Here is a 25837-nt window from a genome sequence, read left to right as displayed (position 1 = left end):
ACAGGAAATGATGGTTTTTTCTTGCGAGGGTAGCCTTCTTCCCTCTTCCCTCTTTCTTCTTCCTTCTTCCTTCTTCCTTCTTCCTTACCTTTGCTATACAAGACCGATGCTACCGGACATGATATGACTAACTAATACATATTCTTGTAAACTTGTAGCAGTTTGATAATCAACAAATTTGCCTCCTCTATCAAATTTAGCTGTGCTTGGAGACAAAAATTCTATGATTAAAGACGGATAACGAATAAAGTCTTCAGTTAAGCTTAAATCCCGTTCATCACAAGTTACTGCCACATCAGGATAATAATAACAATTAGCTTCTTCTAGTCGAACTTTAATATCGGAAGTAAGTACAATACAGTCATTATCAAGAAGATGATTTCCCAATAATATGTCTAAATTATGAGTAATAATAATGTGGGGTTTCTTTGCCCCTACCCTTGCATAAATTTTGCCCCGTCTATACTCATTTTTAATCGGACTTTATCGCTCTTCAGCTAAATAGTCTTCTGGAGAAACATAGAATTGATTTTGGTTAGCTACCATTGAGTTTTAGTTTGCTATTTAGACTTTTATATTATATAATAGAGTTGTCGCTAAATAGAGGGAAAAAATCGCTCCAACCTAGACAGAGCAATAATTTCAAGGCCTTTTTAGCAACCAATAGCTACAATCCTTATATAACAAGGTTTTTGGGGGTTTTTGAAGTTATAAAGCGACAAGTCTAATATTAGCTATGTTTAATCAAAAAAACTGATAATTAGAGATAGTTTTCATTATTCATTATCCATGAATTATGATTGCAATTAAAAACTCTCAATATCTTACCGAAAAATTGTGGTCTAAAGCCTCCCCTTTTAAGAGTAGAAAAAAAGAGAATACCCCTTATGCCAAGCCTCCTTATTCCACGAGGTACTGATAACTGAAATGACTCCCCAAGAATATTTGGAATGGGAAAAAAAACAACCGATTAAATATGAATATATTGACGGTGAAGTTATAGCTATGACTGGGGGAACTATTCCCCACAGTGAGATTGTCGCTAATCTGACAACAGCATTAAAAAATCATTTGCGCGGGAAAGGTTGTAAAGTATTAGTGGCAGATGCAAAAGTGGAAATATCTGAACAAGGACTATTTTTTTATCCTGATGTAATGGTTAGTTGTGATGAACGAGATAAAAAGGCAAGAAAAGCGATTAAATATCCTTGTTTAATTATTGAGGTTTTATCTCCAGGAACAGAATCTTTTGACAGAGGAAAAAAATTTCAAAATTATCGTCGCATTTCTACTTTGAAAGAATATGTTTTGGTGAGTGCTAATGAAATAATGCTTGAATCTTTTCGGTTGAATGAAAAGGGAGTGTGGGAGTTTTATTCTTATTTGGAAGGGGATAATATTGAGTTGAAAAGTGTTAATTTTAGTTTTCCTATAGATTTAATTTATGAGGATGTGTTTTTAGGGGAATAGAGGATTTATTGATTTATTTTTTCCCATGCTTATTCTTCTAGTTCATACCATTCTTCGGCTAATTGCAAGTCACGTTTTGCTCGTTTTATCGCTCCGATGCGTAGTTCTTCTTTGAGATTTTCTGATAAGTTTTGCTTGATGTAAAAATTTAGAGCTTTATTAATTAATTGCTCCAGATTTTCTTGAGGCATTGTTTCCTCAATTAATTGCATTGTTGCTTCTGGAATAGTAATGTTAAGTTTTCTGTCCATAGCTGACAAAAAAATAGGTTAATTATACACTATTATAAAGATTGATGTAAATTTTTTAGCACATATTTGGAATAGTGGCAATTGGGAGCGATCGCCAATTTCAGTTATCAGTTATCAGTCGTCAGGAGGGAAGAGTTAGCGATCGCCTATTTCCCTCAAAGAAAATTGATTTGAAATTACCTAATTTCAACTATTCTCTAAAGATGATTTCTCCATCTCTGCATTATAGCAATGTGCGCTGGCATATTTACAAATTACAAGAACTGTCCAATAGCTAAAAGTCTTGTATTATCGGTCTTTTATTCCCCCAGATGAGCTGTTGCCAGATGAGCTGTTGCCTGCGCACAGCGCTATATTTGCAAACTCATTTCATCAGATAAATATTCTTAATAAATAATCCAGTCATCTTGAGATGACTTTAGCAATTAGCTTAGGATTTTAATCCTTGTCTATCTTGGCTATACCAGGAACTTTTTGATAGATTAATTCAATCTGACAATTAAAATCTACACTGGCAAAATTAACTTTTTCTCCCCTGCTATAAGTTTGAGAAATCCAAATTCCTTGTTCATGTTTCCGAAAACATTCTATAGTCATCTCAGACTGACTAACTAATACATATTCTTGTAAACTTGTAGCAGTTTGATAATCAACAAATTTGCCTCCTCTATCAAATTTAGCTGTGCTTGGAGACAAAAATTCTATGATTAAAGACGGATAATGAATAAAGTCTTCAGTTAAGCTTAAATCCCGTTCATCACAAGTTACTGCCACATCAGGATAATAATAACAATTAGCTTCTTCTAGTCGAACTTTAATATCGGAAGTAAGTACAATACAGTCATTATCGCGCAGATGAATATTTAGTTCTGTGACTAAGTTACTAGCAATAATAACGTGGGGTTTCTTTGCCCCTACCATTGCATAAATTTTGCCTTGTCTATACTCATGTTTAATCGGATTTTGTCGCTCTCCAGCTAAATAGTCTTCTGGAGAAACATAGAATTGATTTTGGTTAGCTATCATTGAGTTTCCCTCTGCTATTTTTACTGTTATATTATATCAATAATTGGAAAGAGCGTATTAATCAGGAGTCAGGAGGGAAGACTTGGCGATCGCCTATTTCCCTCAGATAAAATAGATTTTTTATTACCTAATTTCAACTATTCTCTAAAGATAATTTCTCCATGTCTGATATTATTTGCAAACTAATTTCATCAGATTAAGTCATCTTGAGATAACTTTAGCTATTAGCCAAGGATTGAAATTTTTGGCTTGGCTTGGCTCTAACATTAATCTCCCTATTGCTCCAGAATTGTGTACCTCATCAATTCTAAAACTGCTATGATTCAAAGGTAATATTGAGAATAAATTGCATAATGCAAAATCCTATCGACAGCCAAACTTTCAAACTGAATCGCACCATTCGAGTGCTTGGTCTGGTTAGCTTATTCACCGATCTGGCCAGCAAGATGGTCTATCCTCTGACTCCAGTCTTCCTGACAAGCGTCTTGGGATCTCCTATCTGGACAGTCGGTGTCGTCGAAGGCATTGCAGAAAGTACGGCAAGTATTCTCAAGCTCTATTCCGGCTGGATGTCTGACCGAGTCGGTCAACGTAAACCCTTTGCTGTTGCAGGTTATGGATTGGGGGCAGTGTCCAAACTAGGATTGGCTTTGTCTGGAGTATGGGTTCATGTTTTGACAGCCCGTCTAATAGATCGAGTGGGGAAAGGATTACGAGCTGCTCCCCGTGATGCTTTGATTGCTGAGAACTGCGCTCCCGAACGACGCGGTCAAGCTTTTGGGTTGCATCATAGCCTGGAAACAGTGGGAGAAGTGGTGGGACCGTTCCTGGGAATTCTGTGTTTGCAGCAGTTTGCGGGAAATTATCGGAGTGTGTTTGCGATCGCTCTTTTGCCTGCATTATTAGGAATCGTCTTGCTACTGTTCCTGGTTAAAGAACCTAAACCAACTGCACGAACTGAACAGTTGAAAAAAAGACCGCAATTTACCCTGCGAGGACTTAACCCAATTTATCAACATTACTTATTAGTTATTGGATTGTTTAGCCTGGGTAATTCTTCAGATGCTTTTTTGCTGATTCGGGCGCAGGGTTTAGGATTCAGTGGCACACAGCTTTTGTTGCTCTATGCACTGTTTAACTTGGTTGAAACTTGCCTGGGGTTAGTTGCGGGGCGTTTATCAGATAGAGTCGGTCGGCGACCACTATTAATCACCGGCTATCTAGTCTTTGCAGTTGTCTACCTGGGATTTGCAGTGGTTCAGCAGGCTGGAGCCATCTGGGGTTTGTTTGCTCTTTATGGGCTGTATTCAACATTGACACGAGGGGTGCAGAAAGCATTTGTAGCTGACCTGGTTCATCCAGAACGGCGAGGTGCAGAAATTGGTACGTTTTATATGCTGGTAGGTTTAGCAGCCTTGCCTGCGAGTTTGATTGCAGGCTGGCTCTATGCTCAAGTTTCTCCGGCTGCACCTTTCTATTTGAGTGCAGGGACAGCAGTTGTTGCAGCAATTTTACTCAGTCGTATTAGGCGTTCATCGTAACTGCTCAGGATAGAATAACTCTCAAGCATTTTTTGATCGTAAAATTTCTAAGTACCACTAACAAACTTTTCTCAAATTCTGTTCATTGTAAACGATACCTAAATTATTGAAAATAATTTCCCAGTAGAGAGGATAACTTTCCTTAGTATATACTTCTTGCGCTCTAACAAAACAAGCGATAGCCTGTTCGAGATTATCTTGTCTATCTCCTGTTATCCTATCTAGATAAGCATTTCCCAGATTATTTTGAGTAGTTGCCCAGTCTGTAGGAAACTGTTCGCGAGTACGTACTTTGAGAGCCAAATTATAACAAGCGATCGCCTGTTCAATATTTTCCTGTTGCTCTCCTGCGATCCGATCGTGGTAAGCGCTACCCAGATTATTTTGAATACTCGCCCATTCTTGAGGTAACTTTTCTAGAGTTCTGACTCTTAAAGCTTTCTGATAACAATTAATCGCATTCTCTAAGTTTTCTATTCTTTTCCCCATGCTACGTTGTTGATAGGCATTACCAAGATTATTGTTAGTGCTTGCCCATGCTTCAGGTAATGTAGAGTAAGTCCTAACTTGAAGTGCTTGATAATAGTAAGCGATCGCCAATTCGATATTTTCTTCTGGGTTTCCGACAATGCGTTTATGGTAGCTAGTACCCAAATTATTTTGGATAGTTGCCCAAGTTATCGGAAATTGTTGACGGGATAAGACTTGTAGAGCATTTTCATAGCCTACAATTGCTATTTCTACGTTATTACTTTGATTACCAAAAGGAAATTGTAAAATCAGGTTACTCAAATTAACAACATCTAGAGCAATATTTTGTGCTAATTGAGGCTCCATTTTTTGGATATTTTCTCCAGGCCAAGTTCGCAGCACTGTTAGGAAATTTTGATTCAGCTTATCTTGATTATATTCTAGTACAGAATACACCGCTTCAGGCTTTCCTTCATTCTCTGAGATTACTTGTAAAACTTGCATGAGTAAATTTCGATATATTTCCCGATTTACAGGTTGGGAAGCATATTCTAAGTTAGTCTCTAACATTATCGCCAAATTTTGCAACCATTGAGCATTCAAATTACCAATTCTGTTGTTCATTTTTGCTATTTGTTTCATTACTTGAACTAATTTATGGTCTATCAAGTTTTGATTAGCTTGCAAAATTTTATTTTCATCACCACTAGGGCAAACTAATAAAGATTGAATGAGACCAACATAACTAGAGATATTTTGTTGATTCATGATTTTTTCCTCAGAGCTTTTTTCTAGGCACAATTACTTTGGTGTCTAGTAGACATATTGTTTTTCTATTTGAAATAAATGCTTACCCTGATGAAAAACTTTTATAGCAGTGGCAGGAAAGGGCGCGGAAATATCAAAAGCTTAAAACTCAGACAACGCCAGATTTTTTCTTCTGCTATAAATAATTGAAATATTAATCATTATTGTAGCATCCTGATTTAATTTGTAAACATACCTTTGAAGGAAATACGCAACAAATAATCAAGTATATAAAGATTTCCTGTAGAGAAAGAGCTACATTTTTATTTGCTCATTTTCAGAGAAATTTGAGTATTCAAAATTTTGAATGTACCATTTTTTGATTAAGTTGTGTTTAATTAAAGATTAAAGATTACTGTAGGGTGGGTTAAGTAGAAATAATTTCCCACAATACAATTATAAGTTCAAAATTATAGCAGGGAACAGGGAACTGTGAGAAAAAGATTTTCCTGTCTAAAGGTTCATTATCAACATAAGTCCTAACCAACTCGTTCCTTGCTATAGCCAATTTTCCAGAAAATTTTATATCTCAATATTTAACCTTATTTATGTATATTTTCTGTGATCAGAAATTGTTTCCGTAAAACTTAAAATTTGGAACCAAAAAATTTTAATAAAGTTGATGAATTTTTGTTTTATAGCAAAGAAAAAGTTGGTGAAGACATCTCAAAAGCTTAAAAATCTGGCGTTGTCTGATTTTTCCTTCTCTCCCAGAAAACTAAAGCCTTCTTCATTTCTTCTGTTATAAATTATAACTTTTGTGCACCAAGTGGCCTAACTTATACCTAACTTGGCCAATATTATCAAACTTATTGCTATTGCTACAGTATTTAATACTTTAGAGACAAAGTGATGATAATCTATTCCAAAACACTATATTTAATGGCCAGTTGCTCTTAACAACCTTTTAGAGCAGCTTTGCTCGAAGCAGGCAAAAGAAAGGAGACCTCCTTATACTAATTCACTTAAAAAATGTCACAAATAGTTGGTGGCTGATGAAGTCAAATAATAGACTGAAATTACTGTACAGTAGAAGTTTTAAGTACCTAAAATATCACTTCTAACTTCTGAGTTCTGACTTCTGACTTTAGTGAAACGGTATTAATACCCTCTGCTTTTTTGAAATTTTTTTGACACCCCCTAGGAGAAATATCTGTCCAATGACAAAATTAATTATTCAAATTCCTTGTTACAACGAAGAAGAGTCTTTAGGAGTAACTCTTGCTGCTTTACCTAGAAAGTTAGCAGGAGTAGACATTATCCAATGGTTAATCATCAATGATGGTAGTCAAGACCGAACAGTTGAAGTTGCCAAAGAACATGGGGTAGACCATATTGTGAATTTCCCCACTAACCAAGGTTTAGCAAAAGCATTTATGGCAGGTCTAGAAGCTAGTCTAAAAGCAGGAACAGATATTATTGTGAATACTGATGCTGATAATCAATATTGTGCTGATGATATACCCTACTTAGTTCAACCTATTATTTGGGGTCAGGCAGAAATTGTAGTTGGGGAGAGACCAATTTGGCAAACTAAACACTTTTCTCGTACTAAAAAATTACTTCAAAAATTAGGTAGTTGGGTAGTAAGAATAGCTAGTAATACAAATATTCCTGAGGCACCTAGTGTGTTTTGTGCTTTTAGTCGAGAAACTGCCATGCAACTTAATGTTTTTAATGCCTATACTTACACCCTAGAAACAATTATTCAAGCAGAGCAAAAAGGTATGGTAATAACATCAGTTCCTATCAGAACAAATAATGTATTACGACCTTCCCGACTGTTAAGAAGTCCCCCTTCCTATGTGTTGCGATCGCTCTTTACTATCCTCAGATTTTTTTTACTTGACCGAATAATTAAGGTTTAAAGCCTTTTCTTTAAAGGATAAAAAAGAAAAATTTTTCCTTTTAGTCAATCCTCTCCTTTTAAAGTATAGGTAATAATTAATAATCAATAATTAATTATTAATCATTGAAAAACCCCTACGCTTTTTCTTAATTTTAGGAAGTGTACCATTTAGTTTTGGAGTAATTTCTGGTATCCGTTGGTTATTTTTCTTGTTTAGTGGATATGAAAAAAACTAGGGTTCCAACTTTTATTTTAGCAACAATTTTAATCTTAGTCTGATTTCAATTATGGTTATTAGGTTTAATAGCAGATTTAATGGCAGCAAATCGCATAATTATGGAAGAAATTCAAGTAAGAATGCGAAAACAAGATTGTCAAAATAAGAAAGAGGGAAGAGTTTATTAATGGATAATGGATAATGGATAATGGATAATTACCTCTCTCTAAAAACTATCCCTGATCAGCAACTCCTGAAAACCTTGTGGTCAGAAGGGGAGCAGGGGAGAAGGGAGGAAAGAATCATAGTATATAGAAAAAACTACTTAAGTTATCAAAAAAAAACGTACTTTTTCATACACTTTTTTTCTGACAAAAACCTTTTAAATACTTATACATAACTTGTCTATTTTGTAATTTTTTATGTTAAGAAAGATTTTGATAAAGCATAGCCCTAAAAAGGAGAGGATTGACTAAAGGGAAAAAAAACAATTTTTTCCCCTTGAAAGAGGAAGCTTTCAACCTGAATCATTTAATTATTTAATTATTTAATTATTCATTATTCGGTAATAGGGAAGAAGAATAAATACTCTCTCAATGTAGATTTTATGAGGTTGATTAAATTTAGTAAAAAATTGATATCTGAGGTCTAAAATTTAATAATTATTCAATTAATTTTTAGTAAAAAAATATAATTTTCACAATATAAAGTAGTGAAAATATAAATATGCAATGCAATATAAGCGTTCATCCATAGCTGACATTTAAAAAAAGGAATAAGAAAAAAGAATAAATATTTTATCTATCTAGCTTTTATTAGGCTTGTAAGATACAGTAAAAAAAATAATACCTGATTTTTCATAGCTATAAAATTAATTTTTAGTCAAATAAATAAAGTAGAGAAAATTCTGCACAACATAAAGTAGTAAAAATATAACTATGCAAGACCATCGACCATCCATCACCAATCAAACTGATTTATTAAAGACAGAGTCTAATTTAGACTCTAATAAAGATACTATAACTGACACTGAAAAAGAACAGATGAGAGATTTATTTGCCAGAGAAGCACTTGCTCAAATCCCTAAAATATTGACCTTGTTAGACCGCAATTATCATAGTCCTACCTATGGTTGTTTCGACCGCAATTTTTGGCATTACAAAATTATAGATTTTCCTAGTGGCATGGCTCAAGAATTCGTCTTACCTTTAGCCTTAGCTTATAACTTAGATATTCCTAATAATCAATTTTATTTGCAAGAAATGATATATAAATGGGCAGAAGCAGGCATCTTATATGCCACCCACACTGCTCATCTTGATGGTTCTTGTGATGATTATTTCCCTTTTGAAAGAGCTAGTGGAGCAACAGCTTTTTCTTTATTAGCTAGTATTGAAAGTTATCAAATATTGGGATTAAATAACTATGAAGTACTCAGCTTTTTTGAAAAACGAGCAGATTGGTTAGTAAATCATTATGAAAGTGGCAATTTAGCTAACCATGAAGCATTAATTGTATTGTCCTTAGAATTGTTGAGTAAACTATTAGAAACCTCAAAATGGGAGGCAACTAAAGCAGCACGTCTGGAAAGATTATTAAGTTGGCAGAGTCAGGAAGGATGGTTTACAGAATACTCTGGTTTTGACCCTGGTTATCATACTTTAACTATATCCTGTTTAGCTAGAATTTATGAATTAAACCCCAGTGAAAAACTCAAAAATTCTATTACCGTAGCAGTAGAATTAGCTGCTCAATTTATTCATCCTGATGGTTCCTTCGGTGGAGAATATGCTAGTCGCAATACCTATAACTTTTTTCCCCATGGATTTGAATTAATAGGTAAATGGTTGCCCGCTGCTTTGTCTATTAACGACCAATTTTTAGTAGGCTTAAAAAATGGTTTAGCTCCTTGTTATGCAGACGACCATATTATCGGTCATCATACCTGGAATTATTTCTTAGCATGGCAGGATTTTATTACAGAAAGACCTGCTGATGTGAATCGTGATATTGCTAGTCTTTGGTTAAAAGAAGCTCAAATTTTGATTAAACGCAGACCTGGAACAGAATTATATGTAAGTATGAAAAAAGGTGGTGTTTTTAAGCTATTTCGCGACAAAAAATTAGTTGTTTCTGATACTCATTTATCACTCCAAGTAAAAAAAGGAAATAAAATCTTAAATGCAGTTAGTCATTTAACTGGGGATTATGATGTAAAAATATCTCAGGATGAATTGGTTATTTCTGGTAATATGGGTTGGGCTAAACAAACTCAAATGTCACCTTTGAAGTTAATCATTCTCAGGTTTGTCATGTTAACTTTTGGGCGTTTTTTCCCCAATTTTATTCGGAAAACATTACAAAAAATTCTGATTACTGGTAAGCAAGATGCACCTTTCCACTTCACTCGCCACTTTAAGTATGAAGATGGAATTTGGTACATTACAGACGAACTTTTTGCTAAATCTTGGTGGGATGTAATTAGTGCAGCTATTGGTTCCGACCAGACCTCTATTTATGTTGTAATGAGTCGCACTTTTCAAATCAATCAATTACAACCTTGGTATGATTTAACAACTGAGATTAAAAAACTTTCTCCTGGTCAATCTTTGAAAATTGAGCGCAAGTTTTAACTTGATTTATTCTTACAACTTCGCTTTTTATCTCTTACTTATATAAACTCTCATAAAATCTTGCTATAATCAGAAAATAGGAAATAGGGAGAAAAAAAAGGTTTCATAATAATATGGAACAGGGAAAAGAGAAAAAAAAGTTGTTTTATCACTAATTAAGCGCCCATAAAATGGCAGATTTAAAGTGCAATAGTATTAGTGAAAGAAAAAATTGTTTTTAACTTTTAACCTTTGTGATATTATATGCGAGTAATTTAACAGTTCGATCAGGAGTCCCCAATTAATATTATGTTTGCTTGAATACCTAATAAATATAAATAAAGACAGCTACTTATAAGGATGAGGAGAATTGTATCCGTTTCATGTAAGTCAAAAGTAAAAAATCTAATATTTTATTGATAATGCACTGATTAGGAGATGGTATGATACTAATTATCAATTTTTTCATCATGTAAGAAAGTGAATTGATAACTTCATTTAACTTTTATTTGTTCCCCATTCTCCACTCTTATTGAATCTCCCTCAATAATTACAGCACTTTGTCCGGATAGTGAGGTACAGTTTATTAATTCTCTGTTGCCTGTTGCCTTCCGGAGCTGTTGCCTAAAGTCCTAAAAATTTTACCTCACTAACTCCGAAACTGCTGTAAGAAAAATGGTATTATCTATTAGCAAAAAATCAAAGGCCAATGACAGAACAGTCATCAACATTTGCTTTACCAGAGGCTCTATTAAATAAGTATGATTTTGACCTTGCTGATGAGACTTCTGAGCAACTTATTACTCGTTGGCACAATAAGTATCAAGTAGAGTGGCTTCTCTTAGCAGTAGTTGAGGCACTATATCTTGGACGTTACAAAGCTGTCTGTGTTGAGCAAATCTTGACATTATGGGAACGTCGTGGTCAACCTGTCTATCATTTCAACTCTGAATTTCAAAATATTATTACTAAAAATATTCTCACAAATTTAACATCTCAGATAGATACTCAGTCTTTACAACCAGAGACACTACCTAGTTTATCTGAATCCAAACCTCCTGAGTATTCTACATCTACATCAGTCGATCCATCCTCAAACCCCTTCAAGGCAAGCTCAAAAAATACAGCTCAAGACCTGGTAGAGCATATTCCAGTAAAAACAAATCAGTCTAAGATCAAACACACTGATTTTTATACTAAACTAAAAGCATTTGTAAAAAAAAGTCAAGCATCGCGATCGAATCAGAGCAAACCCGATCGAGTTAAATAGACAGAAGCATCGCAGAAAATAGAAAGTACACAAGAGCAATCAAATAGGTTAATTCTTGCTACAGATGATTGATGAGAAGATGAGAAGATGGGGAGATGGGGAGATGGGGAGATTGGTATATTTGCACAATTTTTTTGTATTTCATATAACTAATTAAACGGACATTATATAACATATTAGGGTGAGTTTATCAAGTAAGATACAAATAACTCACCCCTACAGATTCTTCTTTGGAGATGTTTTCTGACGATCAAGCAACCAACATGATCCAGTTTAATTTTTCACTCGGCGAATTTCTGAGCAAAAAGAAGCTAGAGTAAAACCTAATGGTCTTTTAACTACACTGGTGCGTAACCGTAAATTAGGCATCAAATACCAGAAACGTTCCTCCGCGTATAAATCTTCCGACTCAGTAATAAATGTTAAAACATCATCACTCCCCATAATATATCGACCACTGATATTTGTACTCTTACCATCCCCTTTATCCTGCAATAATCTACCTTGGTGGGGGTCGTCAGAATTAGGAATAACTATCAACATTGTTGCACCTATATCTTTCACTTGCTCTCGGTTGATAGTACCATTCCAGTTAATCTGCAACCCTACTAATTGAGCTACACTTGGATCAGTTTGATGTTGTTCGCACAACCTGATTACTGTGGGATTTGTTTTTTCTAATATTTCAACATTTACTTCTGATTTGCCTGCTTGCAACTCCCCGGAAACTAAATTGTGAATCGTGCGTTGGGAAAACCATTGACCTGCACTCAACTGCAAAAATTCGATAATGTCCATTAACCTGCTAATAGTATTAATTCTGAATCAATACTATTGTTGCACTGATTGGCATATATGGCACTTATATCATGTGCCCCCTTCTAGGGGAGCTGCGCTAACGATTGAATACCAATAATATCTGTGAAGGTCAATGGGTAATAGGTAATTGGCACGCTTCTCAAACAGCTTCAAATTTTGGAATTGCAGCGAATGTTACTATTATATCTAGAGCTACTAACTGCTAAATTTTATTATTACTAAAATAAAAACATTATATATTTTAGCCTCTAGTAGCTTTTCTCTATTGAATGATTTATAATACATGAGGTATTAGGCTATTAGAGTTAGAAAGTAATGTCTTAATTATTAACTTGAATATTTTAACACTCATAACATTAAATAATTATGTATAATATTGTCAATCTGTATTTTTTTTGATGTTACTAATTTTCATCTAAAGGTTGATTTTCATAAACTAAAATAATAGCGATCGCATATCTTCAAAACAACTGTAAAAAATAATTATTTCCTAGCTAAGTTAGCCACAATAGACATAGGGATAAAAAAGACAAGCTAGAATAGGGGATTTAAACCCAAGCTTTTAGCACTCTGAAAACTGTTTGCGGAGCATTCCGGTACGGAAATGCTGAAATGCTGATAACTAATTAATTGATTGGCTGAAGATGTCTAATCAACAAAAACTGTAATAAGCAAGCAAAGAATTTTTTATTATCCCAAATATATTTGATTTTCTTAGGAGGTAAAAAAATCAAAAATCAAACTATAGCTTGATCCCAGCAACAGTAGATGAATCAAAAAAGAGAATTCAATTGGACTAAAAAACCATAATTGTGACGATAACTCTTTCCAAAAACATCAAATTGTGGTAAATATTAAGTTTAAGCTATGCTATTAAAATTATTATATATCACTAAATATGGTATAAGTCAAGGGTACTAAACTATGCTCATAGAGATATTAACCCTTTTTGCGGGTGCAGGACTTGAACAAGCAACCAGTGTCACATGGCATTGGGTAAGTAAGTGGGCAGCAAAGAAAGCTGATGAAAAGAATCAGGTAATACAGACAGCGTTAGTAACTTCATATTGTAAGGCTTTACAGGTAATTCGTAAAGAATCTCAACAACTATCCCAGTGGAGGCAAGATAAAGCTGAAATTGAAGGCAGACTAACAGAAATGGAGAAAGATGCACTAATGATACTAGATTTAGTGCAAACACACAAGCAAAGAATAACTCATCTACCTCAAGGTAGAGAAGAAGAAGCAATAGTGAAAGTCGTGATGTCTAGACTGCAAAGCAAAGATAAGTGGCTCAAACACGCTCCAAAAGAATTATCTGTGCTAGTGGAAACTAAATTAGTGTCAATTACAGTCCATCAATTTCGCCACGAGCTGAGAACAGAAAGTACAGTATTTCAAGCCTTAGTACACGATATGCTAGCAACAGCAGGTGAAGATATCAGTTGTCTTGTTGATGTGACCAACAAAATAGAGAGAAGAGTCGATCAATTTGTTGGCGACTACCGTCAAGATATAGACAGAATAATTGCAGGTATTGGTGGAGCTAATACTCACTTAGAACAGTTAATATTACTGCTGCGTAAACAGATGCAACAATGTCAGGTAATACCTGCTGACTTTGCTGCATTAATAGCAGATAAAACTGAAGGATTTTTGGGACGGGGTTTTGTTTTTGATGCCATTGAAGATTTCATCCATAACCAATCTAAAGGATATTTTATCATCGAAGCAGACCCAGGAGTAGGCAAAAGTACAATCATAGCCGAATATGTACGTCGCACAAGTTGTCTTGCCTATTTCAATTTATTATCAGAAGGTAGAACTAGAGCTGAAGATTTTCTTAAGAGTATCTGTACCCAGCTAATTGAAGGCTATAATTTGCCTTATGAACTACCATTACATCCGGATAACACTAGCAATGGCAACTTTCTATCAAAACTACTAAACGAAATTAGTGCCCAACTAACACCAGGAGAAAAACTCATAATTGCAGTTGATGCTTTAGATGAAGTCGATTTAAGTAGTCAAAGTGGAGCGGCTAATGTGCTTTACTTACCAGCAAACTTACCCAATAAAGTTTATTTTCTGCTTACTAAGAGGTCTGACCCACTACCGTTAGTCATTTCGGCACCGCAGAAGATTTTTGACTTAATGATTTATCCTAATGAAAGTCTAGAAGATGTCAAACTATTTATTCGTCTGCGCACAAAACGACCAGCAGTAAAAGAATGGATCGAACAAAGAGGCTTAACATTAGAAGAATTTGTCGAATCTATAGCCAGCAATAGTGAAAATAATTTCATGTACTTAAAATATGTACTTGATGATATTGAGCAAGGTAACTATAGAGATATTAACTTAGAAAGTTTACCTCAAGGTTTAGAGAAATATTACGATCAACACTGGCATCGAATGAAAATGAATGTCAAACCATTGCCTGTAACTAAATTAAAAGTCATATATTTCTTAACAAAAACTCGTAAACCAGTATCCTGCAGAATGTTAGCAAAATTTAGTGGAGAAATTTCCTTAATAGTTCAAGAAATTCTGGATGAGTGGGCACAATTTCTGCGAATTTATCAAACAGAAGGAAAACCAGTTTATAGCATATATCATGCTGCATTTCAAGACTTTCTTTACCGAAAAGATATCGTCCAAGAAGTAGAATCATTAATTGAAATCGAAAGTATGGAAAAACAAATCAAAAATAATTTGTTAGGAATGGTTTACAAAAATGCCTAACAAATTATGATTTGGAACTGGAAGTTAGGATACACAAAAAGCGGATGAAATGGCTCGCCAAGGATTGAAATCATTGGCTAATAGCTTAAGTCATCTATAAGATGACTCTTGAGGAGTATGCTATCTTTTTCATCTTTTTATATTGTGGTTAATCAGTGCAACTTGATATTAGTTTGGAGCAAGTTTATCCAACAATTTTGTATTATTTGCGCGATCGCGAAGCGGTAGGACAATATTTAGAAAATTCCTTGGACTATACGAATAAAGCTCAAGCTGAATTTGACCGTCATCCTCCACCTTTTGTGGCGAAGATACTGAAGTAGAAGTTGGAACGTCAATATCATGTCCGGTTGAACAGTTACAAATAAACGACTAAGGAGTCAGGAGTCAGGAGTCAGGAGTAATAAGTCAGGAGTCAGGAGGGAATAAAGAAGAAGAAAGAGAAATTTTTTTTATCATACTCTTATCCGGACATGATATAACTCAAGCAGAGGAAGTGCCTAAATAATGGTAATTACAGCAGTTTTCATTTGGGTAGACCACTGTAGGGATGTTCCATGCAACGTCCCTACAAGGTTTTGATTGTGACGATGTGGTTTATAAATCAGCAAAAGCGCTGTAAATCAGGAATTATATCAAATCCGGTTAAACAGTTATAGAATAGTTAAGTCAGGAGGAGTCAACCCACCCCTCGCCCCTCCCAGGAGGGGAGGGGAAGTTAGGAGTTAGGAGTCAGGAGGAGAGAGAATTACAAAGATGAGCGTAGTTATGACGATTGAAGATTTTTTTTATATTCAATAAAACGGATTTGATATTATATCATGTCCGGTAGTATCGGTATTGTAAGCTTGAAGGTAAAAAAGAAGGAAGAAGGAAGACGGAAGAAGGCTTAAAAGCTTGAAAAAAACGTAAATTTCCTGTAGATATTCACCCTTGGTTTTACACAAACGCGCCCCAGCGGACATGATATTACCCATGAGGTACGAAAAACTAGGACTTGAGATTGCTTTCCGTTCCGGAATACTCCGCAAACCCTATCGGTCGCAATGAGGAAGATACGTTATAGTACCGAAGAAATACTGAAATTATCTTGACTTTTTCTTCTCTTCCTTCCTGACTCCTGTACGTTACTCTAAGCACTGCTCTTCTACCTTAATCTTCATTCCCCATATTATAAATGTATAAAATGTATAAGTACTAAAGCTAAATTAATTGTATATTTGATGGTCATATTAAATAGGTGGGCAAAATTATTTTTATATCTACTGCTCAAGCATACAAGTATATTTTTTTCCCTACTCCCTGCTTAAAGATGTTAAATTAATTTTGCACAGATATCTATTAGTTTACATCAGTATAACAAGGAAATTGAAATGGGTGAGTTTAGAGAAAATTTAGCTCAAATGCCCCTAGAAGATCAATACTATCTTTTAGAAACTTTACCAGGTTTTCTCGTGAGTGAATCTGATACAGAGCAATTGCATCGCTTACTCACAGATTTTGATTTTATCGAATCAAGACTATATTTATTCGGAGTAGAATATCTATTAAATGATTATGAGGAAGCCATGCATTCTAATGTATGGACTTCAAGTGAAAAAGTTAAAACTCTAAAATTAATTCAAGGGGCAATTGAACTATCATCTCATATCCTTGTGGAAGATAAAACGCAACTACCAGGACAATTGTGGGGGCGACTGCTATCTTTTGAAATACCAGAAATTCAGAAAATGCTACAACAAGCAAAATCCTGGAGCCGATCGCCCTGGTTAAAACCAATGGCACCAAGTCTCACACCTCCTGGAGGTAGACTGTTACGCACTTTCATCGGTCACACTGGGTGGGTAAATGCAGTAGTTGTTACCCCAGAAGGATTGGTAATTTCTGGTTCTGCTGACAATACTCTCAAAGTTTGGAACCTGGAAACAGGGAAAGAAATAGCAACCTTAACTGGTCACAAGGCGAGAATTAGAGCTATAGCATTATTAAATGATAAATGGGTGGTTTCTGGGTCTGATGACTTCAGCATCAAAATTTGGAACCTAGAAACAACCAAAGAATTGATCGCACTCACTGGTCATACAAGAGGAGTAAGAGCAGTGGCAGTATTACCAGATGGTAGAGTAGTTTCCGGTTCTTCAGATCATACGATTAAAGTCTGGAATATTGAAACACAAAAAGAAGAAATTACCCTCACTGGTCATAAAGGTTGGGTCAATTCGTTAGCAGTATTATCTGATCAAGAAATTATTTCAGGCTCATCTGATCGCACTCTCAAAATTTGGAATCTCCAGACAAAAGAAGAAGTATTGACACTAAAAGGTCATACGGGTGGTGTGAGAAGTGTAACAACACTTCCAGAAGGACAAGTAATTTCCGGTTCTTCTGACAACACAATTAAAGTTTGGAATCTGCACAGTCAAAAAACTATTTTGACATTCAAAGGTCATACCAAAGGGATAAATGCAGTAGCAGTAGCTCCAGACAATAAGGGAATTATTTCTGCTGCTTCCGACAATACTCTCAAAGTTTGGAGTCTCCAGACAGAAGAAGAGTTATTTGCTCTCAAAGGTCATGCTGATTCAGTATATGCAGTTGCAGTTTTACCAGATGGACGCATAATTTCTGGTTCTGATGATTTTACTCTCAAAGTGTGGAGTCTTGATACTTCTGTAGAATTACCACCTCCGATCGGACATACTAATAGGGTAAATGCAGCAGTAGCGCTACCAGCTCGACAAGCAGCATCAGCGTCTTGGGATAATACAATTAAGGTTTGGAATTTAAACACAACAAAATCAGTTTGTACTCTTAAAGGTCATACTGATCGAGTTAATTCCGTAGCAGCATTACCAGACAAACGTATTATTTCAGCTTCTGATGATAACACTCTCAAAGTTTGGAGTTGGGAAACAGCACAGGAATTGTTGAGTTTAGAAGGTAATACTAGATGTATTTTTGCTGTGGCAGTTACACCAGATGGTAAACGAGCGATCGCCTGTTTATCTGACCAAACTCTAAAAGTCTGGAATTTAGAAACTTTAAAGGAGGTTGCTACTTTTATAGGACATACTGACTGGGTAAGTTCAGTGACAGTAACGCCAGATGGTAAGCGAGTAATTTCTGGGTCTTTTGACAAGACTATTAAAGTTTGGAGCTTGGAAACTGGAGAAGAAGTTTCTACTTTAGTCGGTCATAATGGGTGGGTGAAAGCTTTGGCAGTAACACCAGATGGTAAGCGAGTAATTTCTGGGTCTTTTGACAAAACTATTAAAGTTTGGTGTTTAGAAACCGCAGAGGAACTATTTAGTTTGAGTGGTCATACTGACTGGGTAAGTTCAGTTGCAGTCACACCAAATGGTCAGCAAGTAATTTCTGCATCTGACGATCATACTCTCAAAGTTTGGGACTTAGAAAAGCGACTGGCGATCGCCCATTTTACAGGAGAGAGTTCCTTAGAATGTTGCGCTGTGGCAGAAGATGGAGTAAAAATTATTGTTGGTGAAGCCTCTGGAAGGGTACATTTTTTAACATTAGAAAGTTCTTAGGTCGTAGGTCGTAGGTGTAAGCTCAAGATCGAACACTGGAAACGGAGCATAAATTTGGGATCTTCCTTCAAGAGCGCTTCAATATAACATTTTGATTATAGTTAATCATCCGGACATGGTCATGGCATTATACAAATTTGATAAATTTTTGTTACAAATAGCTAGGCTATTTCTTAGGAGTCAGTGGTAGGGCAAACGGCCGTTTGTCTGTACAGGTAGGGGAGAAGTCGGATTGGCGACGTACAGAATGAATGGCTTCTATACCATTTTTTAGGTTAAAACTTATCTTTTTCATCAAAGGGATATCTTTGATAAAATCTTTTAATCACCCCCAATTATTCGTAACATTCTTTTTTTAAATTGGTATTAGAGGGAGTAGGCAATAGGGGGCTAACTACTGAAGCAGAATAATTGGACAAAATTTGACAAATATTAAGAAATCTTGAAAATTTCCTGATTATCTGCTATCATACATTAATTAATCTACTAAATTATCAAAGACTTTTTTTCATGGCCTACCAATTCAAATGCAATCAATCAAGACCAAATTAAAAGTTAACAATTACCAAAAAACTATACTTGCCAAACACGCAGGTGTAGCCCGTCATGCTTATAACTGGGGATTAGCAACTTGCATCTGTGAATACGAATCAACCAAGAAACGACTGAGTGCTATCACTTTGCATAAACGTTTGGTGGCTGAAGTTAAAAGTCAAAATCCCTGGTATTATCAAGTCTCAAAATGTGCCCCTCAACAGGCATTAAGAGATTTAGAGAGGGCATTTAAAAACTTTTTAACTATTCCCAAATGTGGATTCCCTAAGTTTAAGAAAAAAGGGAAAAAAGACAGTTTCTATTTAGAAGGAAGTATTAAAATTATTCAAGGCAACTATATCAAACTACCAAGGATAGGAATAGTAAAAACATACGAAATCTTACCTTCTTGCAGAGTAAAAAACGTGAGAATATCCAAACGTGCAGGTGATTGGTACATTAGTTTTAAGTATGATTATCAACCAAACCCTACCCCAAAAGAAGGAGATATTATCGGTGTAGATGTTGGTATAAATGCTCTAGCAACTTGTAGCGATGGAAGAAAATTTTCTAATGTTAAAGCGTATAAGCAAGCCAAAAAACGACTAACTCGTTATCAACGGCGTGTCAGCAAAAAGAAGATTGGCTCCAAAAACAGAGCTAAAGCTGTAAAAAGACTAGCCGAAGCTCATAAAAAAGTAGCTGATATCAGAGCAGATGCACTACATAAACTAACAACATGGGCGAGCTTTGAACCACAGCACCATAGTGATAGAAGATTTGAATGTAAGTGGAATGCTCAAAAACCACAAACTAGCAAGTGCGATAGCGGACTGTGGTTTTTATGAGTTCAAACGTCAGCTTACATATAAGTGTGAGTGGTATGACAGTGAATTAGTGATAGCAGATAGATTTTATCCAAGTTCTCAACTGTGTTCTCATTGTGGGCATCAACAGAAAATGCCGTTAAGTGTGAGAACTTATGAATGTGCTAACTGTGGATTTAAAGCTGACAGAGACTTTAACGCTGCTGTCAATTAGGCCTACTATGTGTATTAGTAGCTTGAGTTCCAAGGGATTTCAAGCCTGTGGAGAAGATAAGTTACAGACTGCGGTCAGTGGTCTTCTGTGAAACAGGAAGCTAGCTCCAAAGCTCAAAATATGTTTTGGGTAAGTTTGGGTAAGTTTAGTAGAACGGAAAATCAGGCAAAGAAGGATAGAAGAGAAAGTTTGTCGAGGATGAGATTAACTGGACATGATATTACAGAGCGATCGCTCAATAGACATCTCCATAAAAGAGGGAACACCGGATAAATAATTGAGAATCTATGGATAATAATTGATTTTATTTTTGATTTTTACCAGATGTTTAAATAATCTCAAAATAACTGGCTTTTGATCGAATATTACTGCAACCACCCGATAGAAATCAATGTATCAACATCATTGTTGTTTTAATAGTTATTGTTTTAGTAGTCGCAATGCTTGAATTGCCAGGAATAAAAAACCCACCGATCCTAATGCAGTGAGAATTTGGGCTACTAAACTAGGTGTTAATATTTCACTCATAATTGTATCCTAAGAAAATCATAAACTTACAGTCTATTTTATCTCAAAGTGCAAAAATTGATATATTATAGTTATTATATTTTTTTGTAATGGCTAGTTTCTAGTAAAGCTTTTGGAGAAAAATAATGCAATTTGAGACGAATGTACAAGAAGCTTGCTACAACAAAATTTCTCTCTGGATGAGAGAATTATTTGATAAATTTCCCTGTGTGAGACAAGATTTACCAGGTGTTACTTTGTTTATGGGTTCTGCTTTAGTTGAAATATCTGTTTTTGCTTGGGGAGATAATGAGGCAATAATTAATACTCGCTCCTATGTGGTGACAAATGTAGATTTAAAAGCAGATTTGATGAAATTTTTACTGCAAGAAAATAGTAAAATGCGCTTTGGTGCTTTTGGTATAGATGAAAATAATAGTATTATATTTGAACATACAATAGTTGGTTCTACTTGCGATAAACCAGAATTAGAAGCATCTGTAAAAGCAGTTTTAGCAATTTCTGATGAATACGACGATAAAATTGTTGAACAGTGGGGAGGACATAGGGCCATGGACAGAATATATTAGACATCTCCAGAAAAGCTATCCATTATCAGGAACTTCTGAAAACTTTGTGGAGAGCAGGGGAGCAGCGGTGCAACCCCGCGGGGTGTGACAGACGCATCTGGTAGCGCACCAAGAGAGGGAGCAGGGGAGAAGAGAGAAAAAGTCAATTTAGGAGTAGCGATCGCTGCTTAAGTTCTCAAAAAAATGTACTTTTCAATACATTATTTTTGAGGAAAAAGTCTCTCAAGTACTTATACATAACTTGTATATTTTGTCAAGTTTACTCTTAAGAAAGATGTTTATAAAGCATAGCCAGAAAAGAGGGAGTAGGCGGAAAGAATTAGTAATTTATGTGCGATAATTGATTTTATTTTTTATGATTGGAGATGTTTATTAGACCTCTCTCCACTCTAATAGTTAGGAAAAAACTCCTTTTCATCTCCTAACATCTGACTTATGTAATATCATAAATTTATTTAGCAATGCCTAAATTCTGAACAGCTTAACTAGCTATCAGCTATTAGCGCTTCAGCGCTTCAGCCTAAAAAAGCAGTGCATAGAATTAGGAATTGAAAGCTTTTTAATAATTTTAATTGCCTTATTTTAGAATTAATAGTGGTTCGACCGAATATTCATTAATCTAAATTTTTCATACTTTATGCTAAAAACAGACCCTACTTACACATTTCCTGAATCTAATCACCCTATAGTTAAGTCACTATTCCATCATAGTGACCAGGAACTATTAACCTTATTTCAAAACTATCCAGACCAAGGAAAATACTTCGTAGCGATTTTTTGTCGCTATGGTATGATAGTCCAAACTTTAATTCAACATTCCGTGCGATCTCCTGTTCAAGCAGATTATCTATTTGCCCAAACTTGGCAACATATATTTTATGAACTGCGTGGCCTAGATTTACGAGAGGGGGCAGATCCAACCAACGAAAATACTACTCTCCAGAATTGGTTAATAAATGTTACAGCTATTAGTCTTAACCAAGCAGAAATTCCTCCTGTTGAATCAATTCGTTATTCTTTACAGGTAGCTCCACCACCTTTATGGTGCTATGTTAAGCAAGTATTAGACCAGTTAGAGGCACTACTGCGCTTGATTCTGTTAATGTCTCAGACTTTTCACTGGAGTGAAACAAGAATTGCAGCATATCTCCAAGCTGAGGGAGAAACTATTTCATCTCAGGAGATAAAATCTTTGTTGCAGCAGGGATACCATCATCTAGATAATAATTTACCAGAGGATATTAAAGCTATCTATTTTAATGATGATATGAAACAAGTTAGTACGAGTATAAATCAGTTTCTCAAAGTTTCAAAATAACCAGAATCCTGATTTAGTTAAGGTCAAGACTGCGCTATGGTAGAAGTCCTGATATTTCAAAGACAGATATTTACCAAATAGGGAACAGGCAAAAGTCACAAAAAACATTTCTCTGTCTAAGGTCGATCGTTAATTTATCTACCAAGCAACTCTTTCTTTAGCTATTGCACAACATTGTTCGGTATTCATGCTGTTTGCGTTTCCATAGAATTACTTAGGAAAGCTTTGCATTAGCAAAACGTCCCCTATGAAGTAGGTCTTCTGCCGAAATTTTTTAAATTTAACTTAGGATTGAAAGTTATGTAGATGGTAACTTAAAAACTTCAGACCTCAAATTTGTCTTTAAATTAACCTAGTTCAAAAATACTCCTCCTCCCCCAGTAATATTTAGTGACTTAGTATCTAAATCAAAATTTTCTGTGGAATTAAACCTCACCTCTAATACTCTAGGAGAAATACCCCGAGGACTTACTAATAATAACCCTCCATCAGGACGTTGGTAGGTTAACGTTAATGGGACTGGCAATTCATATATTTCTGCTACTGACCTTTCTCCTAGAGTCCTATGTCGGCCACCAATTACCTGATATTTAATTACGGCATCCGTTTGATTAATCAATCTTAGAGTAACGAGACCTTCCACAGGGGTAACTCTACCTGCTGGTTCAGGAAATTGTGGTGGTATTTCATTAATCTCTTGCTGCTGGCCAGCAGGGTTTCCTACATTAGGGGGTTGACGGCGAGGAGGCTCACTTCTCTTTCGTTCTGCCTCTACTGGTTTTCCTTGACGACCAGATGGTTTACTAGCAGGAGGTTGACGACGACGAGGTTCTGTATTCTCTTCAACTTCAGCAGGTTCTTTTCTTGAAGGTTGAGTAGGTGGCTTAGTAGTACCAGGTGGAGGCCCTCCAGCTAGAGCAACTGTAATTAGTCCCATCATTAAACTGCTACAAATGGTACTAATGATCGGAGTTTTTTCAACAAGTTTAGAAAGATATTGAATCATCATAAAAAATCGGTAAGTGGGAAACCACCGTCTTTTAAGCGGTGGATGGAAACGACTTGTGGGCAGGTTTTATAGCGCTACGCGCAAGTCAGAAGTTAGTAGGGGCGTTTTGCTCCGCAACATATAAAGCGGAGAGCTTCTGCGTTAGCAAATGGCCATTCACCCGTACAGAAGTCAGAAGTAATCTCTGACTAACTTTGAGCATTTATAAATGTCAAATAATTGCCTGAAACTATTGTATTGTCAATTTTTTTAGTTTTTAGCCGATCAAATCTAACTTCTAATATATAATCCGGTTATACAGTATATGTTTATGATTCTATCCACACTTCAATCTCCCCATCTCCCCATCTCCCACAACTATATAATAAGTATTCAACCGGATTTGATATGACTCTGATTTATCGGCAAAGTAACTGTGGCCATAGTACCAACTTGAGGATGACTCTCTATGGATATTTGGCCATAATGATTTTCTATAATAGCTAGAGCGATCGCTAACCCTAAACCTGACCCAACTGTACCATGATGTGAATGAGCAGGGTCTACTCGATAAAAGCGATCGAATAAACGTGATAATGTATCAATAGGAATACCAATACCATTATCTTTGACTGTTACTTGAAGAGAGTCATATTTATATTTAAGGTTTTGATAACCTCTGAAAATTACTCCACTACTCTCAGAGCTATTGCCTAGTTTCCCTTTGTGAGTCCTCAAAGTTGCTTTTTTGACTTTGGGAAAGCGCTGCAACTCTACTACTATCTGACCACCAGATGGGGTATACTGAATTGCATTACTAATCAGATTTGTAAATAACCTAGCTAGTTGATCCCAATCTCCTATGAGTGTAATATCTTCCTCAGATGTAAGATTTTTGATGCTTGGAGATGTGTCTTGATTTTTATCTTTTTTTTGCGGGTTTAATACCCCACCGTCTACACGGTGTTCAAAATTGTTTGGGGTGAGATACTCCATGCAACTTTCCCTCCTGACTCCTGAGTTCCCCTCTTGGGAGGGGTTAGGGGTGGGTTTACTCCTGACTCCTTCTTCAACTACCTTTTCAATAAGGTCGGGTAGGGAGATTTTTAATTCTAGATTTATCTCTTGGGCAGTAGCGATCGCTTGTTGTTCTTCTACTACTTCTATCAATAAAGCATCTAAAGGTACTGATGAAAACTGGGACTGCACTATCCCACTATCTTGACGTGCCAAAAATAGTAAATCATCTACCAGTTTTCCTAACCGACGAGTCAAACGTTCGATAACTTGTAGTTGTTGCTGATGTTCGGATGATGCCAAATCTCGGTCTGCTAAAGCAACTTGTACATTAGTTTGAATCATTGCGATGGGGTTGCGGAGTTCGTGGGAAGCATCAGCAGTAAATTTTTTCAGATGTTGATAAGATTCCCGTACTGGTTGTATTGCTAACCCAGAAAGTAACCAACCAATTGCTCCTACTGAAATTATGACTAAACAGGTAATGATACTTAGGTCTAGCATTAACTGGCGAATTGGTTTTGTTACTTCAAACCAAGGATGACTGACTCGCAAATATCCCAAGACTTGGCGATCGACTTCTACTCTGTCTGTTATCTGTCGTAGTAGTAAATTATTATCTATGGGTTGTTGTAATGTTTCAACTTTTTCCAAGTGAGGGGTTATTCGTATTGTTTCTCCAGTGCGGTTGGAATGTATGGGAATATTTAGGGGAGCGGAAAAGGTTGACCAAATTAGTTCTCCTGTGGAGCTAAACCATTCAAGGTCGATATGGTCATCTTCTACAGTATTGGCATTATCTCGAAAGCTAGCTTCGAGGTTAACACGAAATTTTTTACTATTTTTAGTGGGAAAAGATTCGATGACTAGCGATCGCTCTACTACTTCTACGACATGAAGTAAAGTATCGTCGATACGTTCGATCAAGGTATTTCGGAAATAGATATAAAATCCTGTGACAAATATAAGTAATAAAATAGCTGTGACTGTAGTGTACCAAATTGCTAAACGACGACGACTTTTTTGAAACATATTTATCACCTACATTTCGCAGTTCAAAACATAGTATAAAGGATAAGTAGTCAGTAAGTAGGTAGGTCTAATTAAACGTTAAAAAAATTGTAGGGGCAGGTTTAACCGAAAGCTTTGAATTAAGCGTGATGAGTTCTAAAAATCAGCCCTCTCTAATATTGCATTTATTTATTTTCACCTACTT

The 25837-nt window shown here is 35.7% G+C and carries 21 protein-coding genes; 14 read left to right on the top strand and 7 right to left on the bottom strand.

The window, feature by feature from the left end:
- Positions 1-93 precede the first annotated feature (93 nt).
- Positions 94-477 carry a Uma2 family endonuclease gene (locus tag F6K06_RS23940; RefSeq protein WP_275670473.1) on the bottom strand — a complete coding sequence of 128 codons (384 nt, stop codon included), beginning with the start codon at positions 475-477 and terminating at the stop codon, positions 94-96.
- Positions 478-927: 450 nt separating this feature from the next.
- Between F6K06_RS23940 and F6K06_RS23935 the strand changes: the two genes are divergently transcribed.
- Complete coding sequence (locus F6K06_RS23935; protein ID WP_124147738.1) at positions 928-1470, top strand: Uma2 family endonuclease; 543 nt, start codon at positions 928-930, stop codon at positions 1468-1470.
- Between the two features lie 29 nt (positions 1471-1499).
- On the opposite strand, the gene F6K06_RS23930 is transcribed toward F6K06_RS23935, so the two are convergent.
- A complete protein-coding gene (locus F6K06_RS23930) occupies positions 1500-1721 on the bottom strand; it encodes a hypothetical protein (RefSeq protein WP_124147737.1) in 222 nt (73 codons plus the stop codon).
- Between the two features lie 74 nt (positions 1722-1795).
- On the opposite strand from F6K06_RS23930, the gene F6K06_RS23925 reads away from it, so the two are divergent.
- Positions 1796-1999: a hypothetical protein gene (locus tag F6K06_RS23925; RefSeq protein ID WP_124147736.1), complete on the top strand. Its 204-nt coding sequence runs from the start codon at positions 1796-1798 to the stop codon at positions 1997-1999.
- A gap of 160 nt (positions 2000-2159) precedes the next feature.
- Here F6K06_RS23925 and F6K06_RS23920 read toward each other — a convergent pair whose 3' ends face one another.
- Entirely contained in the window at positions 2160-2747 is a 588-nt protein-coding gene (locus F6K06_RS23920; protein ID WP_287242585.1) for a Uma2 family endonuclease, read from the bottom strand.
- A gap of 353 nt (positions 2748-3100) precedes the next feature.
- Between F6K06_RS23920 and F6K06_RS23915 the strand changes: the two genes are divergently transcribed.
- Positions 3101-4288: an MFS transporter gene (locus F6K06_RS23915; RefSeq protein WP_124147734.1), complete on the top strand. Its 1188-nt coding sequence runs from the start codon at positions 3101-3103 to the stop codon at positions 4286-4288.
- Positions 4289-4345: 57 nt separating this feature from the next.
- On the opposite strand, the gene F6K06_RS23910 is transcribed toward F6K06_RS23915, so the two are convergent.
- Positions 4346-5527 carry a tetratricopeptide repeat protein gene (locus F6K06_RS23910; RefSeq protein WP_124154848.1) on the bottom strand — a complete coding sequence of 394 codons (1182 nt, stop codon included), beginning with the start codon at positions 5525-5527 and terminating at the stop codon, positions 4346-4348.
- A 1199-nt stretch (positions 5528-6726) separates the two neighbouring features.
- Here F6K06_RS23910 and F6K06_RS23905 point away from each other — a divergent pair.
- From F6K06_RS23905 to F6K06_RS23895, 3 genes are all read left to right on the top strand, one after another.
- A complete protein-coding gene (locus F6K06_RS23905; protein ID WP_375339383.1) occupies positions 6727-7434 on the top strand; it encodes a glycosyltransferase family 2 protein in 708 nt (235 codons plus the stop codon).
- 1241 nt (positions 7435-8675) lie between these two features.
- The gene (locus F6K06_RS23900; protein WP_287242605.1) at positions 8676-10265 is read left to right on the top strand and encodes a hypothetical protein; all 1590 of its coding nucleotides are present in this window, start codon (positions 8676-8678) and stop codon (positions 10263-10265) included.
- A gap of 688 nt (positions 10266-10953) precedes the next feature.
- On the top strand, positions 10954-11514 hold the full coding sequence (locus F6K06_RS23895) for a hypothetical protein (protein WP_124147732.1): 561 nt from the start codon (positions 10954-10956) through the stop codon (positions 11512-11514).
- 273 nt (positions 11515-11787) lie between these two features.
- Here the strand turns inward: F6K06_RS23895 and F6K06_RS23890 are convergent, their stop codons facing one another.
- Entirely contained in the window at positions 11788-12312 is a 525-nt protein-coding gene (locus tag F6K06_RS23890; protein WP_124147731.1) for a phycobiliprotein lyase, read from the bottom strand.
- Between the two features lie 945 nt (positions 12313-13257).
- On the opposite strand from F6K06_RS23890, the gene F6K06_RS23885 reads away from it, so the two are divergent.
- From F6K06_RS23885 to F6K06_RS23850, 8 genes are all read left to right on the top strand, one after another.
- Complete coding sequence (locus F6K06_RS23885) at positions 13258-15078, top strand: ATP-binding protein (protein ID WP_124147730.1); 1821 nt, start codon at positions 13258-13260, stop codon at positions 15076-15078.
- A 155-nt stretch (positions 15079-15233) separates the two neighbouring features.
- Positions 15234-15401: a hypothetical protein gene (locus tag F6K06_RS23880; RefSeq protein ID WP_161564755.1), complete on the top strand. Its 168-nt coding sequence runs from the start codon at positions 15234-15236 to the stop codon at positions 15399-15401.
- A 1050-nt stretch (positions 15402-16451) separates the two neighbouring features.
- Positions 16452-18626, top strand: coding sequence for a hypothetical protein (locus F6K06_RS23875; RefSeq protein WP_287242578.1), 2175 nt, complete (start codon positions 16452-16454; stop codon positions 18624-18626).
- Positions 18627-19153: 527 nt separating this feature from the next.
- Positions 19154-20008 carry a transposase gene (locus F6K06_RS23870; RefSeq protein WP_287242576.1) on the top strand — a complete coding sequence of 285 codons (855 nt, stop codon included), beginning with the start codon at positions 19154-19156 and terminating at the stop codon, positions 20006-20008.
- Entirely contained in the window at positions 19956-20201 is a 246-nt protein-coding gene (locus F6K06_RS23865) for an RNA-guided endonuclease TnpB family protein (protein WP_287242575.1), read from the top strand. The genes F6K06_RS23870 and F6K06_RS23865 overlap by 53 nt, the downstream gene beginning before the upstream one ends.
- An 87-nt stretch (positions 20202-20288) precedes the next feature.
- A complete protein-coding gene (locus F6K06_RS23860) occupies positions 20289-20474 on the top strand; it encodes a hypothetical protein (RefSeq protein WP_287242573.1) in 186 nt (61 codons plus the stop codon).
- A gap of 380 nt (positions 20475-20854) precedes the next feature.
- The gene (locus tag F6K06_RS23855) at positions 20855-21298 is read left to right on the top strand and encodes a YbjN domain-containing protein (RefSeq protein WP_124147728.1); all 444 of its coding nucleotides are present in this window, start codon (positions 20855-20857) and stop codon (positions 21296-21298) included.
- A 637-nt stretch (positions 21299-21935) separates the two neighbouring features.
- Positions 21936-22616 carry a sigma-70 family RNA polymerase sigma factor gene (locus tag F6K06_RS23850; protein ID WP_287242570.1) on the top strand — a complete coding sequence of 227 codons (681 nt, stop codon included), beginning with the start codon at positions 21936-21938 and terminating at the stop codon, positions 22614-22616.
- A gap of 352 nt (positions 22617-22968) precedes the next feature.
- On the opposite strand, the gene F6K06_RS23845 is transcribed toward F6K06_RS23850, so the two are convergent.
- Together F6K06_RS23845 and F6K06_RS23840 are read right to left on the bottom strand one after the other, a co-directional pair.
- The gene (locus tag F6K06_RS23845) at positions 22969-23625 is read right to left on the bottom strand and encodes a hypothetical protein (RefSeq protein ID WP_124147726.1); all 657 of its coding nucleotides are present in this window, start codon (positions 23623-23625) and stop codon (positions 22969-22971) included.
- Between the two features lie 372 nt (positions 23626-23997).
- Positions 23998-25653, bottom strand: a complete 1656-nt coding sequence (locus F6K06_RS23840; protein WP_287242566.1) for an ATP-binding protein — start codon at positions 25651-25653, stop codon at positions 23998-24000.
- Positions 25654-25837 lie beyond the last annotated feature (184 nt).

This window comes from Okeania sp. SIO1H4, from assembly GCF_010672695.1.
Lineage (GTDB): Bacteria > Cyanobacteriota > Cyanobacteriia > Cyanobacteriales > Microcoleaceae > Okeania > Okeania hirsuta.
The sequence above is the reverse complement of the archived record's forward strand: the minus strand, read 5'-3'. Positions and strand labels throughout refer to the sequence as shown.